We start from the raw sequence: 17454 nt of genomic DNA, 5'->3' as shown, positions 1-17454 counted from the left end.
ATAGAAACGGGAGGATGGGTGTGAATGAGAGCGATTATAGTAGACGATGAGCCGATGACGAGAAGCGGTTTGCGGCGATTCATCAAGTGGGATGAGCTAGGCATTGAAGTGGCGGGCGAGGCGGAGGACGGCATTGCGGCTTATGAGCTTTATCTGGAGAAGAGACCGGATATCGTGCTGTGCGATGTGCGAATGCCCCGCATGGACGGCATCGCGTTCGCCGAACGAATTCGCCAGATCGATCCGGAATGCAGAATTATTTTTTTAAGCGGTTACAATGATGTCGATTACTTGAAGTCTGCGATCAAGCTGCAAGCGGTCGACTATATGCTGAAGCCCATACAGATGACGGCGCTGACGGAGCTGCTTCGCCAGACGAAGGAGACGGTGCTGTCGATTCGCGAGGAGCGGCGGGAGCTGCATGCCATGCGAAGCCAATTCGACCGCAGCAAGTCGGAGTTGATGGAGCATCTATTGAGGGCGTTGATTGCCGATGATCCGGAGCCCGCCTCGCACGCTCGTGAGAAGGAGAGCGATCTTGCGCGACTGCATCCTTCCTTTCCATTAACGGGATATTATCAGGGCATCTCGTTCCGATTCCGCGACGAATCCGACAAGCTGAACTGGCAGAATACGGTTATGACGGCGGCGGAAGAGGAGGAGTTGCCCGTTCTTGCTTCTCTCGTGGATGGCTTGGGCTTCGCTCTTGCGGCGATTAACGGTTCTAAAGGGGATGAAAGGATAGGGTTATGGCTGGACAGGCTAATCCGCCGCAGAGAGAAAGGAGAGCCTGCCGGCATCGTAGCCGGAATAGGCGAGCCTTGCTACAGCCTGAATGGATGCGGCAGTACGCATAGGCAATCGATGACGGCGCTTTCCTATCAATTCTATCGCGGATGGGGCACGATAATCGGGTATAACAGCCTGCTGCAGGAGCAACGGGAGCCTAGGCTATTCGATAAGCAAGCTGTCATCAAGTTCGGGGAACTGCTGCAGAGCAAGCAATTGCAAGCGGCAGAGCAATGGCTGGACACCATTATTAATGAGCTGCTGCTGCACACGCCGGCAGACATTGAAGGCATTCGGAAAAAGCTGTTCCGCTGGTATGCGTCCATGACCCGCATCTATCCGGAGTCGATGTGGGAGTTCGAGAATGACCGGATGTGGGCTTCCATGTTCGTAAGCGGAGAGCTGTATACGATTCGCAAATTTCTCGTTCAACGATTATCCGCAATCGGAGAAGCATTGGATCAGATGAATGGCGGCGACAAAGCGGTCATCAGGGACATTATGTCGTTCATTCAGGACAATTACGATGAGGACGTATCCGTCAATACAATTGCAGGACATGTTCACTTGGCGCCTACCTATATGTGCATGCTGTTCAAGAAAGAGAAAGGGCTGTCGATTCATGATTACATTACCCAATATCGGATCAAGCAAGCGAAGCGGCTGCTGGAGGATCGCAAGCTGAAGCTGTATGAGGTCGCGGCAAGGGTAGGTTATCAGGATGCCAATTACTTTGCCAAGGTGTTCCGCAAAGTGACGGGCGTCGTTCCTTCGCAGTACAGGGATGCGCGGCAAGATGGAGGGTGATGGCGATGCTTAAGCAGGCGTTCCGCAACAAGCTGCAGCATATTCGCATCCGAACGAAGCTGATGCTGGTATTTATGACGCTCATTATCCTGCTGCTTAGCGTCGTTTCCTTCGTGGTCTATCAGCATACAGTAGAGATACTGGAAAACCGGGTGAAGCAAGCAACGGAACGAGCGATGGATCAGGCCAGCTCGTTTCTTTCCTATAAACTGAGCAATGTGGAGGATGTATCCAGCATTCTATATATGAACAAAGAGCTGACGACAGCTTTATCACAGGGGAAATCCGATCTGCCCCTTGGGGAACAAATCGATGATTATCATAGAATTATCAATATTCTGCGCTCGGCTAAGAACAGCCGCGAAATATACAGCATCAGACTATTCGTGAATTCGGACAGCATCTACGCCAGGGAGAATATGACGATCTTTCCGCTCGGCGTGATTGAGGGCGAAGATTGGTACAGGGAGATGCTGACTAATTCGGAGGGCATCTACTGCCGCTCTACCTACGAGCATAACTACTTGGGAGAGAGAGGAATTCAGCGAATCGTCTCATGCATCAGACCTCTGCACGCTGACGGCAATAGCAGCGACATTGTCGGCGTGCTCTCGCTGGATATACTGGAGAGCACGCTTCAGCAGATTATCATGCATACGCAAATTACAAAACAGGGCAAGGTGTTCTTGGTCGATCGCAGCAGCCATGTGCTGTCCAGTATGGATGAAGCGGATATCGGACATCCGCTGTCCGAGGTAGATGCCGGGACGCATATGGTTGTCAATAAGCCGATCGAAGGCACGAGCTGGAAGCTGGTTGCCCACATCCCGAAGGATGAGATCTACGGGGAAATCAAGGAGTGGTCTTATGATCTCTACGTCATTCTGATCGTCGTCCTTATTGTGGGGGCGGTATTGGTGGCTGCTGTGTCGCAAGGGCTGACGCGCCGCATCGGCCCGCTGCTCCAGCAAATTAAGCGGATCGAATCGGAGAACTGGGATCATCGCACCCCCATTACCTCGCATGATGAGATCGGGGTGCTGCAAGCGCATATGAACGGAATGGGAGCGAACATTCAGCGGCTTATTCAAGAGAAGTACCAGTCCGAGACTTTGAAGAAAGCGGCGGAGCTGCAAGCGCTGCAAGCGCAGATCAATCCCCACTTTCTGTACAACACGCTGGATATGATTCATTGGATGGCCATGGAGAGGGATGCCGAGGAAATCAGCGAGGTTGCCGTGCAGCTGTCGAGCTTCTTCCGGATCAGTCTCAGCAGAGGACGGGATATTATTCCCATTGCGGATGAGCTGGAGCATGTTCGAACATACCTGGATATTCAAAACCGGCGATTCGGCGGTCAAATTCAGTATGTGATCGAGGCGGAGCCGGAAGTCAAAGCGCTAATGACGGTAAAGCTGGTGCTGCAGCCTTTTGTTGAAAATGCACTGCTGCATGGCATTCGCGAACGCCATAACAAGTCGGGATGCGTGAAGATCTCTTGTCGTATGCAGGATGGGTGCGTTTCTTTTGTCATTTATGACAACGGGGTCGGTCTAACGCCGGACAGAGTGGCGGAATTGAATGGAGATATGGGCGGCGAAGGCTATGGCATCCGCAATGTGAAGGAGAAGCTGAAGCTCTACTTCGGCGATGAGGCGTCCGTTACATTCCAATCGGAGGAGCATGAAGGGACGCAAGTGACGATCCGCTTCCCGGTCGCGATAGAAGAAGTGCGATGGAATGAGAAGCTTGGAGGAAGCGGGAGTGGGAGCGACTTATGACAACTAAGGGAGCGCGCTGGGACAAATACACGCTCAAAAACACATGCTAGACTAAATGGCAAGCAAAAGAAAACACTTACATTTGGGGGAGATCACATGTTTAAGAAGTTATCGACGGGCATTGCGCTCTTGCTGGTCATGGCCCTGCTCGCGGCTTGCGGCAGCGGCAATAACAGCGGCGGCACAGGCGATGGCAGCGGGGAGCAGGGGGGAGATGCGAAGCCGGAGCTTAAGCAGCTGGGCTTCCAGCGGAACTTTGATCCTAATCAGGATCCGGTGGCGAAGTTCCTGGAAGAGAAGACGGGCTATAAAGTGAAGTATGAGACGCTGCCTCTTGAAAATCCCGACGACAAGCTGAATCTGCTTATGGCCAACAACGAGCCGTATGATATTGTGAAGCTGTCCGGCACGCAGTATAACCGCTTGGCGGTGCAAGGTGCGCTGGAGCCGCTGGATGAGCTGCTGGCGGAGCATGGACAGAATTTGCTGGAGGCAACGCCTGCCGAATTTTATGAGAACGCCAAAGTAGACGGCAAAATCTACGGCATACCGGAGAAGCACCCGCGCGGCTTCGTCGGCAGTGCGCTTGCGATTCGTCAAGGCCTGCTGGATGAGCTGGGGATGCAAGTCCCAACGACGATTGATGAATTCTACAATCTGTTGAAAGCGATCAAGGAGCAGAAGGGAATTATTCCGCTGACCGGCTTCGAAAGCATGATTCCCGAGATTTCCGGGGCGTTCGGCGTCGTGACAAGCTTCGACGTACAGGACGGGAAGCTGATTCACCGTCTGGAAGGACCGGGCATGAAGGACTATCTTGCCTTTATGAACAAGCTGTATAGCGAAGGGCTGATGGATCCGGAATGGCCTGTGAACAAGTCGGAGACAGTGCAACAGAAGTTCACGACTGGCAAAGCGGGCATCATGACGTACGGATGGGGCGTTGCTCCTGCCGTGACGGATGCGCTGAACAAAAACATGCCTGATTCCAAAATTACGCTGATTACCTCGCTGCAAGGCGAAGACGGTCAGATCGGCAACTGGGTGCAAGGCGGCGGCGTAAGCTGGTATATTGCGATTCCGAAGTCGTCCAAGCATAAAGAGGATGCCATGAAATACTTGAACATGAAAGTGGAAGCGGCGACGTTCAAGGAGCTGGCAATCGGTCAGGAAGGCGTTCACTTCAAGTCCGAGGCAGAGGGCATGCAGCCGATTCTGCCGGCCTTCAATGAGGCTCGCGGCAATTCCGACTGGTTCATGACCAGCACCGATGCGGACGCTTTCGAGGAGCAATGGCTGCTTCGCGTTCGCAAGAATCAGGTCATGTACGATACGTTCCAAGAAATTCAAAAGCAGCTTCCGATCTCTGTAAGCGATCCTACGCTGCTGGCTCCGCCAATGCCTGTCGTTGCGAATAACTTGCAGAAGCTGAATAAAATCGAGAATGACTACGCCATTAAAGTAATGGCCGGAGCGGAGTCGCTGGACGGCTATGCGAAATTCGTAGAAGAGTGGATGTCGCAAGGCGGCAAGGATATGCTGGATGAGCTGAGAGGCTGGTACGACAAATCGAAATAATGATGCGCCGATGAGGGCCATGCGGGAGCTGCCGCTTGGCCCTCTGCTCATTGCGGAGCAAAAGAGCTGAAGATATTCCTTATTATCATAAGATTCGTAAGCTGACGGACGGCGCTCTTCTGCGGCAGAATAATAGAAAGCGATTCATGATCGTGGAAGAAGCAGAATGGAAGGAGGCTTATTCATGTCCGCAAGAGCTGCATCGTCCCTTCGAACAAGCTCATCGTCCATCTTTCACAAGCGCTATCTTGAACACTCCTGCATGCTGACGCATGTCAGGCTGCTGCAGCTTCATGATCAGTGCACGCATGCGGCGCAAGGGCGCACATTGCAGGGCGGCTACTGTCTTCTATACATGCTGTCGGGCTGCGGCACTCTTCAGACGGAGGCGTCAGAGCTTAAGCTGCCGCAGAGGCATGCCGCCTGGCTGCAGTCGGATTGCGCATACCGCATCAGCTCCGATAGCCGTGAGCCCATTCGACTGGTGGCGATTGAATGGCAGCCGATTGGCGAATTGCTGCGTCAGCATACAGCCGTGCAAGATTTCGAGAGCTGCAGAGTGATAGCGGATCGGACGGGCATGGATGGCCTATTGATAGATACGATGCGTGAGCTGGAGCGTAAGGATGACTACACTTTAACAATGGTGGACGTGCTCGTCAGCCGCTTGCTCATGCTTGCTCTGCGCGAGCTGAGGGGCGTATCCATGAAGGAAGCATGCTGGGACAAGTCCTATGGCAAGAAGGAGCTTGTCTATCGGGCAGTTCAATACATCGATCAAGAAGTGGACGCTATGACGGAGCTTGGAGAAGTATCGAAGCAGCTCGGGTACAGCCATTCGCATCTGTCGCACGCTTTCCGGGAGGAGATGGGCATGTCTATGCAGGCCTACTGGGCGCAGCGTCGGATGATGAGAGCGATGAATCGGCTGCAGTCGGGCCATTCCAGCATTACGCAGATTTCGGAATACTTGCATTACCGCTCGATTCATGCGTTCAGCAAGGCGTTCAAGAAGGCGACGGGCTTCACGCCTTCGGAATATCAAGCCTTGTATGGAAGCGATGATCGGGAAGGCTACCCTATTTAAAGGTTGGAGGTCGTATCATGAAAGTGGTCATATTTTCGGAGAAGCCGTTTAGCGGGCATATGAATATAGAAGGGGCATCGAGGAAGGAGTGGGCGGAATTGGAATCCGTCGTTCTGGAAGATTACGATGCCGTGTGTTTAATCGGAAGCCAATCATTGGACCACCCCTTGTCCTTATCGATGGAGGTCTGCTCCAAGCTGTGGGCCTATGCGGAGAAGGGCGGACTGGTTTACGCGGAGATGATCGAAGCTTTTGACTTCCCTACCTCCAGGCTGCTGGGCTGGAAGCAGGATTTCCCCGCCACAAGAAGGACGATGGAGAAGCTTCGCGCAGCCGGCAATCTGGGGCGGCTGGAGGAAGGCGCTCTGCTGGAATGGGGCGGTGCCATGCAGCAAGGGTTTTCGTTCGAATCGGAGGAGCTGCTCACCTTCGGACCGTATGGGGATACGCACCGCAGCGAGCAAGTAGCGGAGACAGCCCGTCCAGCGATTAATGTTCGCAAGCTTGGACAGGGAACAGTTGTCTATGCGGCGTTCTCGTTATTCTCCAGTCCGTCTCCAGAGCAGCTGAGACCCTACAGCAGCTGGGCTATGCTGCTGGAAGCGCTGGCGGAGCGGACAGGTCTTCCCTGCGCCATGTGGGAACCGGCGATCAAGCTGGCGGGCGACAACGGATCGGAGCAGGCATTGGCATGCAATATGCGCTGGTTCGAACAGTCGGGCATGCTTCCGAACCATGACGGATCGGAGGGCGTGTACGAGAATATTCACTCCGTTACCGCCCAGTTGTCGAAGGATCGGAGACCGGACTGTCATGCGCACGCTGCGCTTATGTTCCATCTATACGGAAGATGGAGCGGGGATGCCTCCTATGAGGAGCGTTCCTATCGTCTAATGGATTATCTCTTCCGCGAAGGCTATCAGGACATGGACCCGGATTCCGAATCCTATGGCTTCTTCAAGTGGTATCAGTTTCCCGGTGCGTATCCTCACCAGATCTTCACGGATGATAACGCATGGGCATGCTTCGTGCTTCTCTATCTTGCCCGGAGCACGGGGCGGGAGGAATACCGCCGCCGCGGCATCCTGCTGGCGCAAGCGCTGCTGGATACCCAGCGTCGCGACGGCCTCCGTCCGAACGTGCTGATCCGCTCGGAGATGAAGACGCTCGGCCGGGAAGGCGTATTGGAGCTGGAGCCAAGCTTGAATCCGCATTTCGAGAGCATTACGCATGCCGCCTATATTCAGGCCTACCTCGTCACCAAAGATGAGATGTATCTGGATGCCGCATTGACGGGGACACGCACCTTGCTGGCTAAGGAAGCGGAATATAAATTCATGTACAGCCGCACATCGGGGCTGACGCGCTTGTTGCTTCCGCTCGGTTATCTGATTCAGCATGACGGCACAGGAGAGATTGAGGCCGCGCTGAACCGGACGATGGCGTATCTTATGAAGCACCGGCATGCATCCGGCGGCATTGAAGAGGCCGATAACCCGGATCCGCAACGGTTCGGCAAGGAAGATGCGGGCGTGTATATCGCCAATGGCGAAGGCATAGCAGATCAGCTGTACACGAACAACTTCCTGCTGATGAACAGCTGGGAGGCATGGAAGGCAACGGGAAATCCGGCTTACAAGGAGCTGTATGATGACGTGTCCGCCTTCATGAGATCGATTCAGATCAGCAGCGAAGACTGCAGGTATAACGGCGGCTGGATGCGTGCCTTCGACCTGAACAAGCGGGAGTACTTCGGCAACAATGGCGATACGGGCTGGGGGCCTTACTGTATGGAGAGCGGCTGGACCAATGCGATCGCTTCCGCAGGTCTTCTGATGGGGTTGTTGGATGAAAGCTTATTTGCATAACGGGGACGGAGGAATATAGCGATGGAACATAGAGTAGAGACGATGTCGCTGGAGGAGAAGGCAGGACAGCTGTTCACCTTCTATTATTGTAATCAGAATTATGCAGAGGCTGCGGAGATGTGCATTAAGCAGTTGAAGGCGGGCGGGATGTTCCTGGACGTTCAGAGCTTGGACAATCCGGAGCAGGTGCATGAGCTGACCGGAAGAATGCAGGAGACGGCGTTGCAGGAGGGGAGCGGCATCCCCTTGTTCATAGCCGCCGACTTCGTCGCCGGCGCGGGCTGCAAGCTTCCTGGCGGCGGCGCGGTGCACTTTCCCAAGAACATGGCGATCGGCGCGGCCGGAGATGAACGGCTAGCCTACGAGAGCGGACGAATTACAGCTGAAGAGTCACTGGCGATGGGCGTTAACTTCAATTATAGTCCGGTTGTCGATATTAACAACAATCCGGATAATCCCGTCATCGGTACGCATTCGTTCGGGGAGACCAGAGAGCTTGTCGCGACGATGGGGACGGCTGTTATCAGAGGTTATCAGGAGCATGGCATGATTGCGACCGCCAAGCACTTCCCGGGACATGGCGACACGAATGTGGATTCGCATCTGGCGCTTCCCGTCCTGCCATTCGACGAGGAGCGGCTCCGGCAGTTCGAGCTGTCGACGTTCAGGGAGGCGATCCGCTGCGGAGTGGATGCGATTATGGTGGGACATATTGCCGTGCCCGCACTGGATCCCTCCATGTTTCCCGCCTCCCTGTCGAAGCCGATGGTAACAGGGCTGCTGCGGCAAGAGATGGGCTTCCATGGACTGATCGTTACCGACGGCATGTCCATGAAGGGCGTCACATCGCTGTATTCCCAAGCCCGTGCCTGTGTCCTGGCTTTGGCAGCGGGAGCGGATATTGTGCTGGCTCATCCCAGAGAAGATCGGGAAGCGGTAGAGATGGTCGACGCTGTACTGGAGGCGGTGCGGAGCGGCGAGCTGGAAGAAGCGCGAATCGATGAATCGGTGCGGCGCATATTGGCGGTGAAGGAGAAGTACGGGCTGACGCCGGAGAGAGCTGCAACTGCTGCTGGGGCGATGAAGACGACTCTTCTCAATCAGCCTGCGTCTCGAGAGATCAGCCTTCAGCTGGCCGCTCAAGTGATGAGCCCAATTGGCGAAGCCGGTCGATGGGAGCAGGTGAAGGGAGTAAGAGCGGAGGGAACGCAGTGGAACCTGATTGCTCATTCTTCCTTGACGTTATTTGCCGACAGGCTGGAGAAGAGTGGCGCAATCGCTTCCAAGCGGCTGGTGGATGCCAATGAGCGGCTGTCGCAAGCGGCAGGCGAATGGGCAAGCGAGGGGCCGCTGCTTGTGGCGATTGCCCATAACAAACGATTGCCGGACGAAGTGTATGAGCAGCTGCGCGCCCTTGCCGCGTCTTCGGCGCATGATGTTGTTGCGGTTCACTTCGGCTCGCCATACGATGTGCGGGAGTGGCCGGAGCTGCCCGTCTTGCTCATGTACGATCACGCTCCCGCTTTACAGGAGACGGCGGCGCAATTTTTCACCTCATAGCAATACTAGCCTTTGAACACGGCCGCTCAATTCTGAAAGGTCGAGTGCAGAGGTTTTCACAACGAATTATGGGGTTGCGGTCATTGGCTGCAGCCCTTTCTTGTATATAAAGCGTATGAAATTTCGGGGTGAGATTGTCTTTCGTCAACCTGCCAAATGGATTTTATGTCATTATTTCAACTAATATCATCGTTGTACATAATGGAAATGGATAATGTACAGTTGAATTTGGCTATATAGCACAACATCTCATCAATCGGTCAAAGGAATAGCATGAAATCCAGTTCATTGCGATAATAAGGGTAATTTTGGAAGATAGATAGCAAATAATACAGTTAGATCATAGCCTTTTCTCGAATAATCCATCCTTCTCCGCATCATAGCGACAGAGAGGTTTGTTGAGTAGCGGCATTTCGTCTGCTTCCGTTATTGCACTCGTTACTGCACCCGTTACTGTTCCCGTGCAGACAGTGAGGACTGCACATATTGCTCCGGCGTTACGCCGATAATCGACTTGAAATCGCGGATGAAATGGGGCTGGTCGTAGTAGCCTTGCGATAAGGCTAGCTCCATCCAGCCGCCGGAATACCCTTTATCCAACTGCTCCGCCACGTTCTGCATGCGGTACAGCTTAATGACCCACTTGGGGGTGACGCCGACATATTGCTGGAACAGACGCTGAAGCTTGCGGATGTGTATACCGCTGTTGCTGCACATTTGCTCGACAGTGGTAATGGTATCGGTATGCTTCACATCGTTAATAATATCGTTAACAGTATGAATGATAGGGTCCGCTTGCGGCAACTGATGGGATAAGATGTCCGCCGACAGCCGAATGAGCGTGTCTGCGGGAGCGGAGTCGCGGAAGGCTTCGCAGAGTGCGGAGTCGTCACAAGGGAAGGCGTCGGCTATATTCATCCTGCTATTACGCAGCTCCGCCAGCGGTTTGCGAATGTACGGATATAATCCCCCGGGCTTGAACTTCACTCCGAAAGCGCGTCCCCGTCCCGTTAGCCGCTTCGTGTATATTCTGTCGGGAACGCCATACAGCCCGCTTCCGGCCTTCTCTACAACCAGATTGGCGCACGGATTCGGAATGACGTCCTGCAAGTAGATGGTCTCGCCGGGAAGATCCCAGCTTACCAGCCAATAGTGAAGAACGAATGGGGACAAGCTTTCATGTGGGGCGAACCGCTCAAGTCGAATAGGCGAAGTTTTTTGGTGGAATTGCAGAATGCCCATGCTGGGCAGAGTTGAGACGGATTGGCTCATCATCTTCACTCCTGTCAAGGGATGTCGCGGCTTTTTGCAATACCGCTTCCGTTCGTATCTCTAATCATAGCAGCGCAAGTCTGCGAGGCACAATACGAATTGGACAAAGAGCGACGAAGATAGGCAGCTTAACTTTATGAATGTCGAGCCTTCCAAGGGATGGAACGCCCTGATGAAGCCGCTTGGAACGAAGGCGGTGTTCTTTGACTGTATGTTCCAATTGGAGCTGAAGAAGGACGATTATGGGTGGTAATGGCAAGAGTGAGTTGGTGCGTTACTACTTAGCTAGCTACTAAGCAAGTAGGAGCTTATCGCTCAATATGGTCACATAGAAGCGGAAAAATAGAGGAAAGTGTGCGCTATCGCTCATTTTGCTCACATAGCTCCATCAAGCGTGCCTCGTACCGCCGAAAAGTAGGAGCTATCGCTCAAAATGGTCACATAGAAGCGGAAAAGTAGTGGGAATTGTGCGCTATCGCTCATTTTGCTCACATAGCTCCATCAAGCGTGCCTCGTACCGAATGGACCTAAGTAGTAACGTTGGTGCAAATAGCTGGCGGGAACCTCTCCTATTCTTTATACTGATGTATACAGAGAGTTAGCGGATAGCCATGCCGCATAAGAAATGGGAGAGGATGAAGCGCCATGAGCTGCAAAATAGTATTTTTTGATATCGACGGTACATTGGTCAATGAGCAAAAGAACATTCCGCAGGATACCGTTGAAGCGATTCGCGAATTGAAAGCAAGCGGAGTGGAGCCTGTTATCGCCACCGGACGGGCTCCTTATTTTATTGGGCCGATACTGGAGAAGCTGGGCATCGAATCCTACGTCAGCTTGAACGGAGGCTATGTTGTCTATAAGGGCGAGCCCATCTATCGATTCGCCATTGCTAGAGAGATAATGGGCGAGCTGGTCGACAGGGCTGCTGATCATGGGCATGGACTGGTGTTCGAAGGTGCGGAAGCTTATTACGCCAATCAAGAGACGAATACGTTCATGACTGATTCGGTGCTGTCACTTAAAGTGAATCCTCCCGGCTACGATCCTGAGTTCTGGCGGAAGGAAGAGGTGTATCAGACGTTCCTGCACTGCGAGGCGCATGAGGAGACGTTGTATGAGCCGCTGAAGGATGAGTTGACCTTCATCCGTTGGCATGAGGGCGCAATGGATGTGCTGCCGAAGGGCGGCTCCAAGGCGAAGGGCATTGAAGCGATGCTGGACAAGCTGGGTTATGATGCTTCCCAAGCCGTCGCATTCGGAGATGGGCTGAACGACAAGGAGATGCTGGAATACGTCGGGTTCGGCATTGCGATGGGCAATTCCCATCCCGATCTGCTGCCGTATGCCGACTACGTTACCGCTCATGTCGACGAGTCCGGCATACGCCGGGGATTGGTGGAGGCGGGACTGCTCCCGGGCGAGCCGGTTGCTGCGGCGCATAGTGGCGCGGGCGCGGTGTAACACTCACCAATTGTCACGGGCATACGTACAATAACCTAACCATATCAATGGCTTGGGGGTAAGTGACGTGATCGTGATAATGAACGACAGCATCAATAATCTGTATCCAAGCATGCTATCGGATCTGGAGCGCCGAATTGTGAGCAAGAAGCAAGCCAGTCCCATGATCTACCGGTATCCCAGCATGGATGCCTTAATGTTCGAGCTGAGGATGCGTTCCAATATTGTTCAGGCTGCCAAGGATATGAATGCCAGCGACGTGGGCTTCGCCACGTTCAGCAATTCCCGCTGCAACCCTCAATACTGGATACGAACGCCGAATGGCGGCTTCTTGCTCAGACCCGGCGTACCGCCTTCGGTAGGCATCAACGACATTTTCCAGAACGGTCAGCTGTATGCGTTTGAATGCGCAGGAGCGATTATTATCATGCTGTACAAGGCGGTGCTGTCGACGATCGGCGAACCGGCGTTCAACTATTATTTTCAGAACTTGTTCCTGAGAGATTGGCAATATGACAGAGATCTGCGCTTGATTACTACCTATAACCTGGCTGAGACTTATCCCGGCGACGTCCTGTACTTCAAAAACCCGGACCATCATCCCGCTACCCCGGAATGGCAAGGGGAGAACGTCATCATGCTGGATGAAAATCTGTACTTCGGACATGGGATCGGTATGGGGACGGGGCAGGAGATGATCGCAGCCTTGAATCGCGCAAGGCGGCCGGGCAGCATGGTATCCGCCTATTTGCAAAATCTGGTGCTGACGCCGGACTTCGAAGCCGTCCGCAGGCTGACGATGCGGGAGCAGGTGGAGGCGGAAGAGGCAGCGCTGGCGGCGATGTCGGCGATTGATGAGGATGAGGGCGATGGGATTATTGGCGCGGCTGCTGGAGTGGCTGCCGTGATGGCTGCGGAGGATGCTGACGGCGAGCAATTGCCGGTATGAGGTGAGTGGGATAGAGGGGCTTAAGTCGTGCTGCACGTGATGCGGGGCGGCTTTTTTTATGTTGATGAGCTACGTTCGGGTGAATCGTTGGCGGAGGCGAAGTTGGCGGGTTTACGTGGCTAATATGAGTGATAGGCCACACATTACAGCACGTTCTCGATGGCTATGTGATCAAATTGAGCGATGACGATAGTTATGGGGCGTGGCGCGCTTTGGTGGATATGTGTTGAAAGGTCTGAACAAAAATGCTCCGGAGCCCATATGGGTACGGAGCATTTGGTTATGTCGTTAACTTGTTTTCTTCGGTTCCTCAAACGTCATGCCTTTCTTATCCACCGTAACTTTCTTCATGGAGATCGGCTCCAGCGGCTTGTCCTGACCGTCGCGGTCCTGGTTGACAATTTCATCCACTGCTTCCATACCTTCAATAACTTTGCCGAATGCCGCATAATCTCCATCCAGATGAGGCGCTTCATCGACCATTATAAAGAACTGCGAGCCAGCCGAATCCGGCATTGTCGATCTAGCCATGGAGATGACGCCGCGGTCATGCTTCAAGTTGTTTTCGAGTCCATTATTCGTGAACTCGCCTGGGATTGAGTAGCCTGGACCGCCCATGCCGGTGCCATCCGGATCGCCGCCTTGAATCATAAACCCGGGCATGACGCGATGGAAGATGACGCCGTCATAGAAGCCCTGATCCACGAGAGCGATGAAGTTGTTTACCGTATTGGGAGCAACCTCCGGGTACAGCTCCACTTTAATAATGCCGCCGCTGCTCGTCTCGATTGTCACTTCAGGATGTTGATCGGAGCCTAGCAGCTCAGGCTCCTTGTCTTCCGGAGCGGCAGTCACTGCAGGAGGTTGTGTTTCCTTTGTTGCTTCCGTGTTTGTGGCGGAATTACCCGCAGAGCCTTGCGAATTGTTTTGCTTCGCCTGATTTACACCGCAGCCTGCCGCTACCAGAATGGTGAGCGCGATAACTAGCAGGGTGCATAATCGCAGTGTTGTTGTAAGTTGTTTCAATGGGGTAACCTCCTTCTTCATGTTCCACACTTCATATTATCACAGAGATTGAAGTCAGGCCAATGGTTGTAGCCGGTGTAGATGCGGACGAAGCGGTGTGTTGCAAGCGAACTCTGATCCGCGCAGGAGCAAATGTAGCGGTTGCCACAGAGCTTAATCGGCTCAAAATGGGCAAATTTTTAGAGTAACGGTTGTGACGGGGCTTATGAAACCCGGAAAATGCGATATCGGATGTCACGGCGAGAAATAGGCCTCGTGGTGCCCGTTACAGCAAATAAAGAGGGATTTGAGATGCAATAAGCTCGATGGCAACCGTTAAGAGCGGAGAGCGGAACGTTCGAGGATGGAGCGGCGAACGGAATGTTCGAAGTACGAGCGGTGATTGGAACGTCGGAAGAACGAACGGCGAAGGCTGTCACCTGTCAGGGTGATTTGTTCTTTCGTTTACGTTGGGGAAGTCGACGTCCGGAATTAAGAAGCAATGAAACATCCGTATCATGTTAAGACTTGACCTTCTCGTAGCGTCAACGTATACAGTGTGAAGGAACACATGTGAGAAGGAGATGAAGCAATGCCGAATCATGAACAAATTTATGCAGAACAAGCGGCCCGTTATGAAGCGATGATCTCGAAGCAGCCCGATCTGCTTGAGGTTGTGAACAGCATATGCAGTGTGCAAGGGCTGGACGTCGTGGATATGGGAGCGGGGACGGGACGGCTGACGAAATTGCTGGCGCCTGATGCGAAGTCGATTGCCGCGCTTGATGCGTCGGGAGCGATGCTGCAACTGACGGCTGCGAGCCTGCGGCAGTCCGGGCTGGTGAACTGGAGCGTGCATACGGCCGATCACCGTACACTTCCGCTGGAAGACAACTGCGCCGACTTGATCGTATCGGGCTGGAGCATTTGTTATCTGTGCGCGACAACTCATGAAGAGTGGAGGAATAATCTTGCTGCCGTCATGAATGAAATTGAACGAATTCTGCGTCCGGGCGGAACGGTCATTATTTTCGAAACGATGGGAACGGGGTGCGAGACGCCTTCGCCGCCGTCCTTCCTCGTGCCTTATTATGAAGCGCTCCAGACGGAGTACGGCTTCCAGCACCGTTGGCGTAGAATGGATTATACGTTCGGAAGTGTGGAGGAAGCGGAGGGAATGACGAGATTCTTCTTCGGTGACGAGCTTGCCGATGCGGTGGCACGGAGAGGAGAGTCTGTCGTGGCGGAATGCGCAGGCGTATGGTGGAAGACGCTTGAATAAGCGGAGTTAGCAGAAAGTGCAGCCGATGTGACCTCGGCTGGAGCGCGTAAAGCAGCGGAAAGAGCAGAAGTAGGAGATGGAACCTCGGCTGGAGCGCGTAAAGCAGTGGGAAGAGCAGCAGCAGCCGATGTGACCTCGGCTGGAAGGGCCGAGGTTTCATCTGTGGTCTGAAGAATCGCTGTCGGGCGCTTTTCTCATTCTGTCCAGCAAGGTATGCACCTGATCCAGAAGCGCCGCGCCTTCTTCGGGGGTGGCGTTCAACTGGCAGGCAAGCTTGTAGGGGATGGAGACAGCCTTCTCCCTCAGCGCTGTTCCCGAATCAGTCAAGGTGATCACAACGCTGCGCTCATCCTGCTTGTCCCGTGCGCGCACAATCCATCCCGCGGCTTCCAGCTTCTTCAGCAACGGCGTCAAGGTGCCGGAATCCAGATGCAGCCTATGGCCAAGTGCGTTGACGGTTACATGATCTTCTTCCCATAACGCCAGCATCGTGACATATTGCGTATAAGTTAAGCCCAGATCTTGCAGCAACGGGCGGTAAAGCTTCGTTATTTCCCGCGAGCAGGCATATATGGCGAAGCATAGCTGGCGGTCCAACTGCAGCGGATTGCTAGTCGTCATCGTCTACCTCCGTTAATTGAGTGGTTCTCAATTCAATTGTGTTAAATCTAATATAGCGAACAGGCTGATTGAAGTCAATTTTGGAGAGATTGGCTAAGTGTTGCAAAGCACGAAGGCCTCTAACTGGATTTTGTGTAGTTAATGGGGCTGATGTTGTTGTACTCATATGCTGCAAATGGATCTTGTGCAGTTAAATCAGGTCACATGGCATAATATCAATTCTTCCGATCGGATTAACAGCATGAAATCCCGTTCATTGTGACAAATAGGGGGATTTCGATAAATGAAAGACATGAAATCCAGTTAAATCGGAATGTATGAGAATCAAGTCGGAAAGAGGCTCAATATAGCGTACCCCGAATTGGGTATTCGCTGCTGCTGCAGTAAATTGGTCTCGCAGCTGCTATTCCAGAGCTATGCCAATATCCAGTCTTCGGCTTTCCCGGACGAACCAGCTTGCCACGGCGATATCGAATACAGCCATGCCCATAGGTGCGAACATTACGGATTCCTTGCCGGGATCGGTCAGGACGGCGGACAAGGCGTCCCGACAGACGACATCCCGGAGCGATATCGTATCTTCTTCCTGCAATCCGTGAAGAAGATGGAGCTGCTCGATGTCCGTATTCTCCCGGCACACTTCCCTCCAATCGTCCACGACAATATGCGGGATAGACCGCAATGCATTCGCTTCGTAGTCTCGAAGCGAGACGTGCAGCAGCAGGCTCCCGGGTTGCGGAGGGAGGCTTACATAGCGATCACGGCTTGCCGTACAAGTAATCACGACATTGCATTGCCGATACAAGGCTGGCCAGCTATCGGCAATCGAAGTTGCGGCTTGCAGCGATGGAGGTACAAGCTCCAGATCAACCGGGCGAATGTCGTGCGCGATCACTTGGCTGACGGCATCGGGGAATAATGCGGCGCACATCTCCAGGTGGAGACGGCCGACGGGTCCCCAGCCGATTATGCCGACGCGAAGATCTGCCGGAGCTGGAAGAATGTCCGAATAACGGCGCAGCATGAGCCCGCTTACCGCCGCCGTGCGGACCGCGCTGAGCAGTGCGCCGTGCAGCAAGGCGAACGGCGCTCCGCTGTCGGCGTCGTTCAGGATGGTGACGCTGTGCGCCCGAGGCAGCCCCTGCCGCAGATTGTCCGGGAAGCTGGCGATCCACTTCAGGCCGGCCGTATGAACGGCTCCGCCCACATATGCCGGCATGGCGATGATACGGTTGCGCGGATCGCCGTATCGCAAGTATGGCTTCAGCGGCTGGGTGCAGTCGCCGTTATCCAGCAGCCGTACGGCCTCTTCTATCTCTTGCAGCAGCGCTTGCCAGTCAGTCCCGATCCGCTTCATATGCCCCTCTCCCAAATAGATCAAGCCGCTTCCC

Annotated in this window: 13 protein-coding genes; 9 read left to right on the top strand and 4 right to left on the bottom strand. The window is 53.8% G+C overall.

Going from position 1 to position 17454, the window contains the following annotated elements:
* Positions 1-24 precede the first annotated feature (24 nt).
* From M6D81_RS26315 to M6D81_RS26290, 6 genes are all read left to right on the top strand, one after another.
* The gene (locus tag M6D81_RS26315) at positions 25-1596 is read left to right on the top strand and encodes a response regulator (RefSeq protein ID WP_262680155.1); all 1572 of its coding nucleotides are present in this window, start codon (positions 25-27) and stop codon (positions 1594-1596) included.
* 5 nt (positions 1597-1601) lie between these two features.
* On the top strand, positions 1602-3377 hold the full coding sequence (locus M6D81_RS26310; RefSeq protein WP_262680154.1) for a cache domain-containing sensor histidine kinase: 1776 nt from the start codon (positions 1602-1604) through the stop codon (positions 3375-3377).
* Positions 3378-3473: 96 nt separating this feature from the next.
* The gene (locus M6D81_RS26305; protein WP_262680153.1) at positions 3474-4955 is read left to right on the top strand and encodes an extracellular solute-binding protein; all 1482 of its coding nucleotides are present in this window, start codon (positions 3474-3476) and stop codon (positions 4953-4955) included.
* A 184-nt stretch (positions 4956-5139) separates the two neighbouring features.
* Positions 5140-6042 (top strand): helix-turn-helix transcriptional regulator, encoded by a 903-nt coding sequence (locus M6D81_RS26300; RefSeq protein ID WP_262680152.1) that lies wholly within the window; start codon positions 5140-5142, stop codon positions 6040-6042.
* Between the two features lie 17 nt (positions 6043-6059).
* Positions 6060-7910 (top strand): hypothetical protein, encoded by a 1851-nt coding sequence (locus M6D81_RS26295; protein ID WP_262680151.1) that lies wholly within the window; start codon positions 6060-6062, stop codon positions 7908-7910.
* A gap of 21 nt (positions 7911-7931) precedes the next feature.
* Entirely contained in the window at positions 7932-9470 is a 1539-nt protein-coding gene (locus M6D81_RS26290; RefSeq protein ID WP_262680150.1) for a glycoside hydrolase family 3 protein, read from the top strand.
* A gap of 450 nt (positions 9471-9920) precedes the next feature.
* Here the strand turns inward: M6D81_RS26290 and M6D81_RS26285 are convergent, their stop codons facing one another.
* Complete coding sequence (locus tag M6D81_RS26285; protein ID WP_262680149.1) at positions 9921-10745, bottom strand: helix-turn-helix domain-containing protein; 825 nt, start codon at positions 10743-10745, stop codon at positions 9921-9923.
* A gap of 642 nt (positions 10746-11387) precedes the next feature.
* Between M6D81_RS26285 and M6D81_RS26280 the strand changes: the two genes are divergently transcribed.
* Both M6D81_RS26280 and M6D81_RS26275 read left to right on the top strand, forming a co-directional pair.
* The gene (locus M6D81_RS26280; RefSeq protein ID WP_262680148.1) at positions 11388-12206 is read left to right on the top strand and encodes a Cof-type HAD-IIB family hydrolase; all 819 of its coding nucleotides are present in this window, start codon (positions 11388-11390) and stop codon (positions 12204-12206) included.
* Positions 12207-12273: 67 nt separating this feature from the next.
* Positions 12274-13155: a protein-glutamine gamma-glutamyltransferase gene (locus M6D81_RS26275; protein WP_262680147.1), complete on the top strand. Its 882-nt coding sequence runs from the start codon at positions 12274-12276 to the stop codon at positions 13153-13155.
* 288 nt (positions 13156-13443) lie between these two features.
* Here the strand turns inward: M6D81_RS26275 and M6D81_RS26270 are convergent, their stop codons facing one another.
* A complete protein-coding gene (locus M6D81_RS26270; RefSeq protein WP_262680146.1) occupies positions 13444-14181 on the bottom strand; it encodes a peptidylprolyl isomerase in 738 nt (245 codons plus the stop codon).
* Between the two features lie 571 nt (positions 14182-14752).
* Between M6D81_RS26270 and M6D81_RS26265 the strand changes: the two genes are divergently transcribed.
* On the top strand, positions 14753-15442 hold the full coding sequence (locus M6D81_RS26265) for a class I SAM-dependent methyltransferase (RefSeq protein ID WP_262680145.1): 690 nt from the start codon (positions 14753-14755) through the stop codon (positions 15440-15442).
* A 156-nt stretch (positions 15443-15598) separates the two neighbouring features.
* Here M6D81_RS26265 and M6D81_RS26260 read toward each other — a convergent pair whose 3' ends face one another.
* Together M6D81_RS26260 and M6D81_RS26255 are read right to left on the bottom strand one after the other, a co-directional pair.
* Positions 15599-16063 (bottom strand): MarR family winged helix-turn-helix transcriptional regulator, encoded by a 465-nt coding sequence (locus M6D81_RS26260; RefSeq protein WP_262680144.1) that lies wholly within the window; start codon positions 16061-16063, stop codon positions 15599-15601.
* 403 nt (positions 16064-16466) lie between these two features.
* Positions 16467-17420, bottom strand: coding sequence for a 2,3-diaminopropionate biosynthesis protein SbnB (locus tag M6D81_RS26255; RefSeq protein WP_262680143.1), 954 nt, complete (start codon positions 17418-17420; stop codon positions 16467-16469).
* Between the last annotated feature and the right edge of the window lie 34 nt (positions 17421-17454).

Origin of the sequence: Paenibacillus sp. J5C2022, assembly GCF_025567625.1 — a bacterium.
Classification (GTDB): domain Bacteria; phylum Bacillota; class Bacilli; order Paenibacillales; family Paenibacillaceae; genus Pristimantibacillus.
Note: the sequence above shows the minus strand (reverse complement) of the source record. Positions and strands in the feature narration are given on the sequence as shown.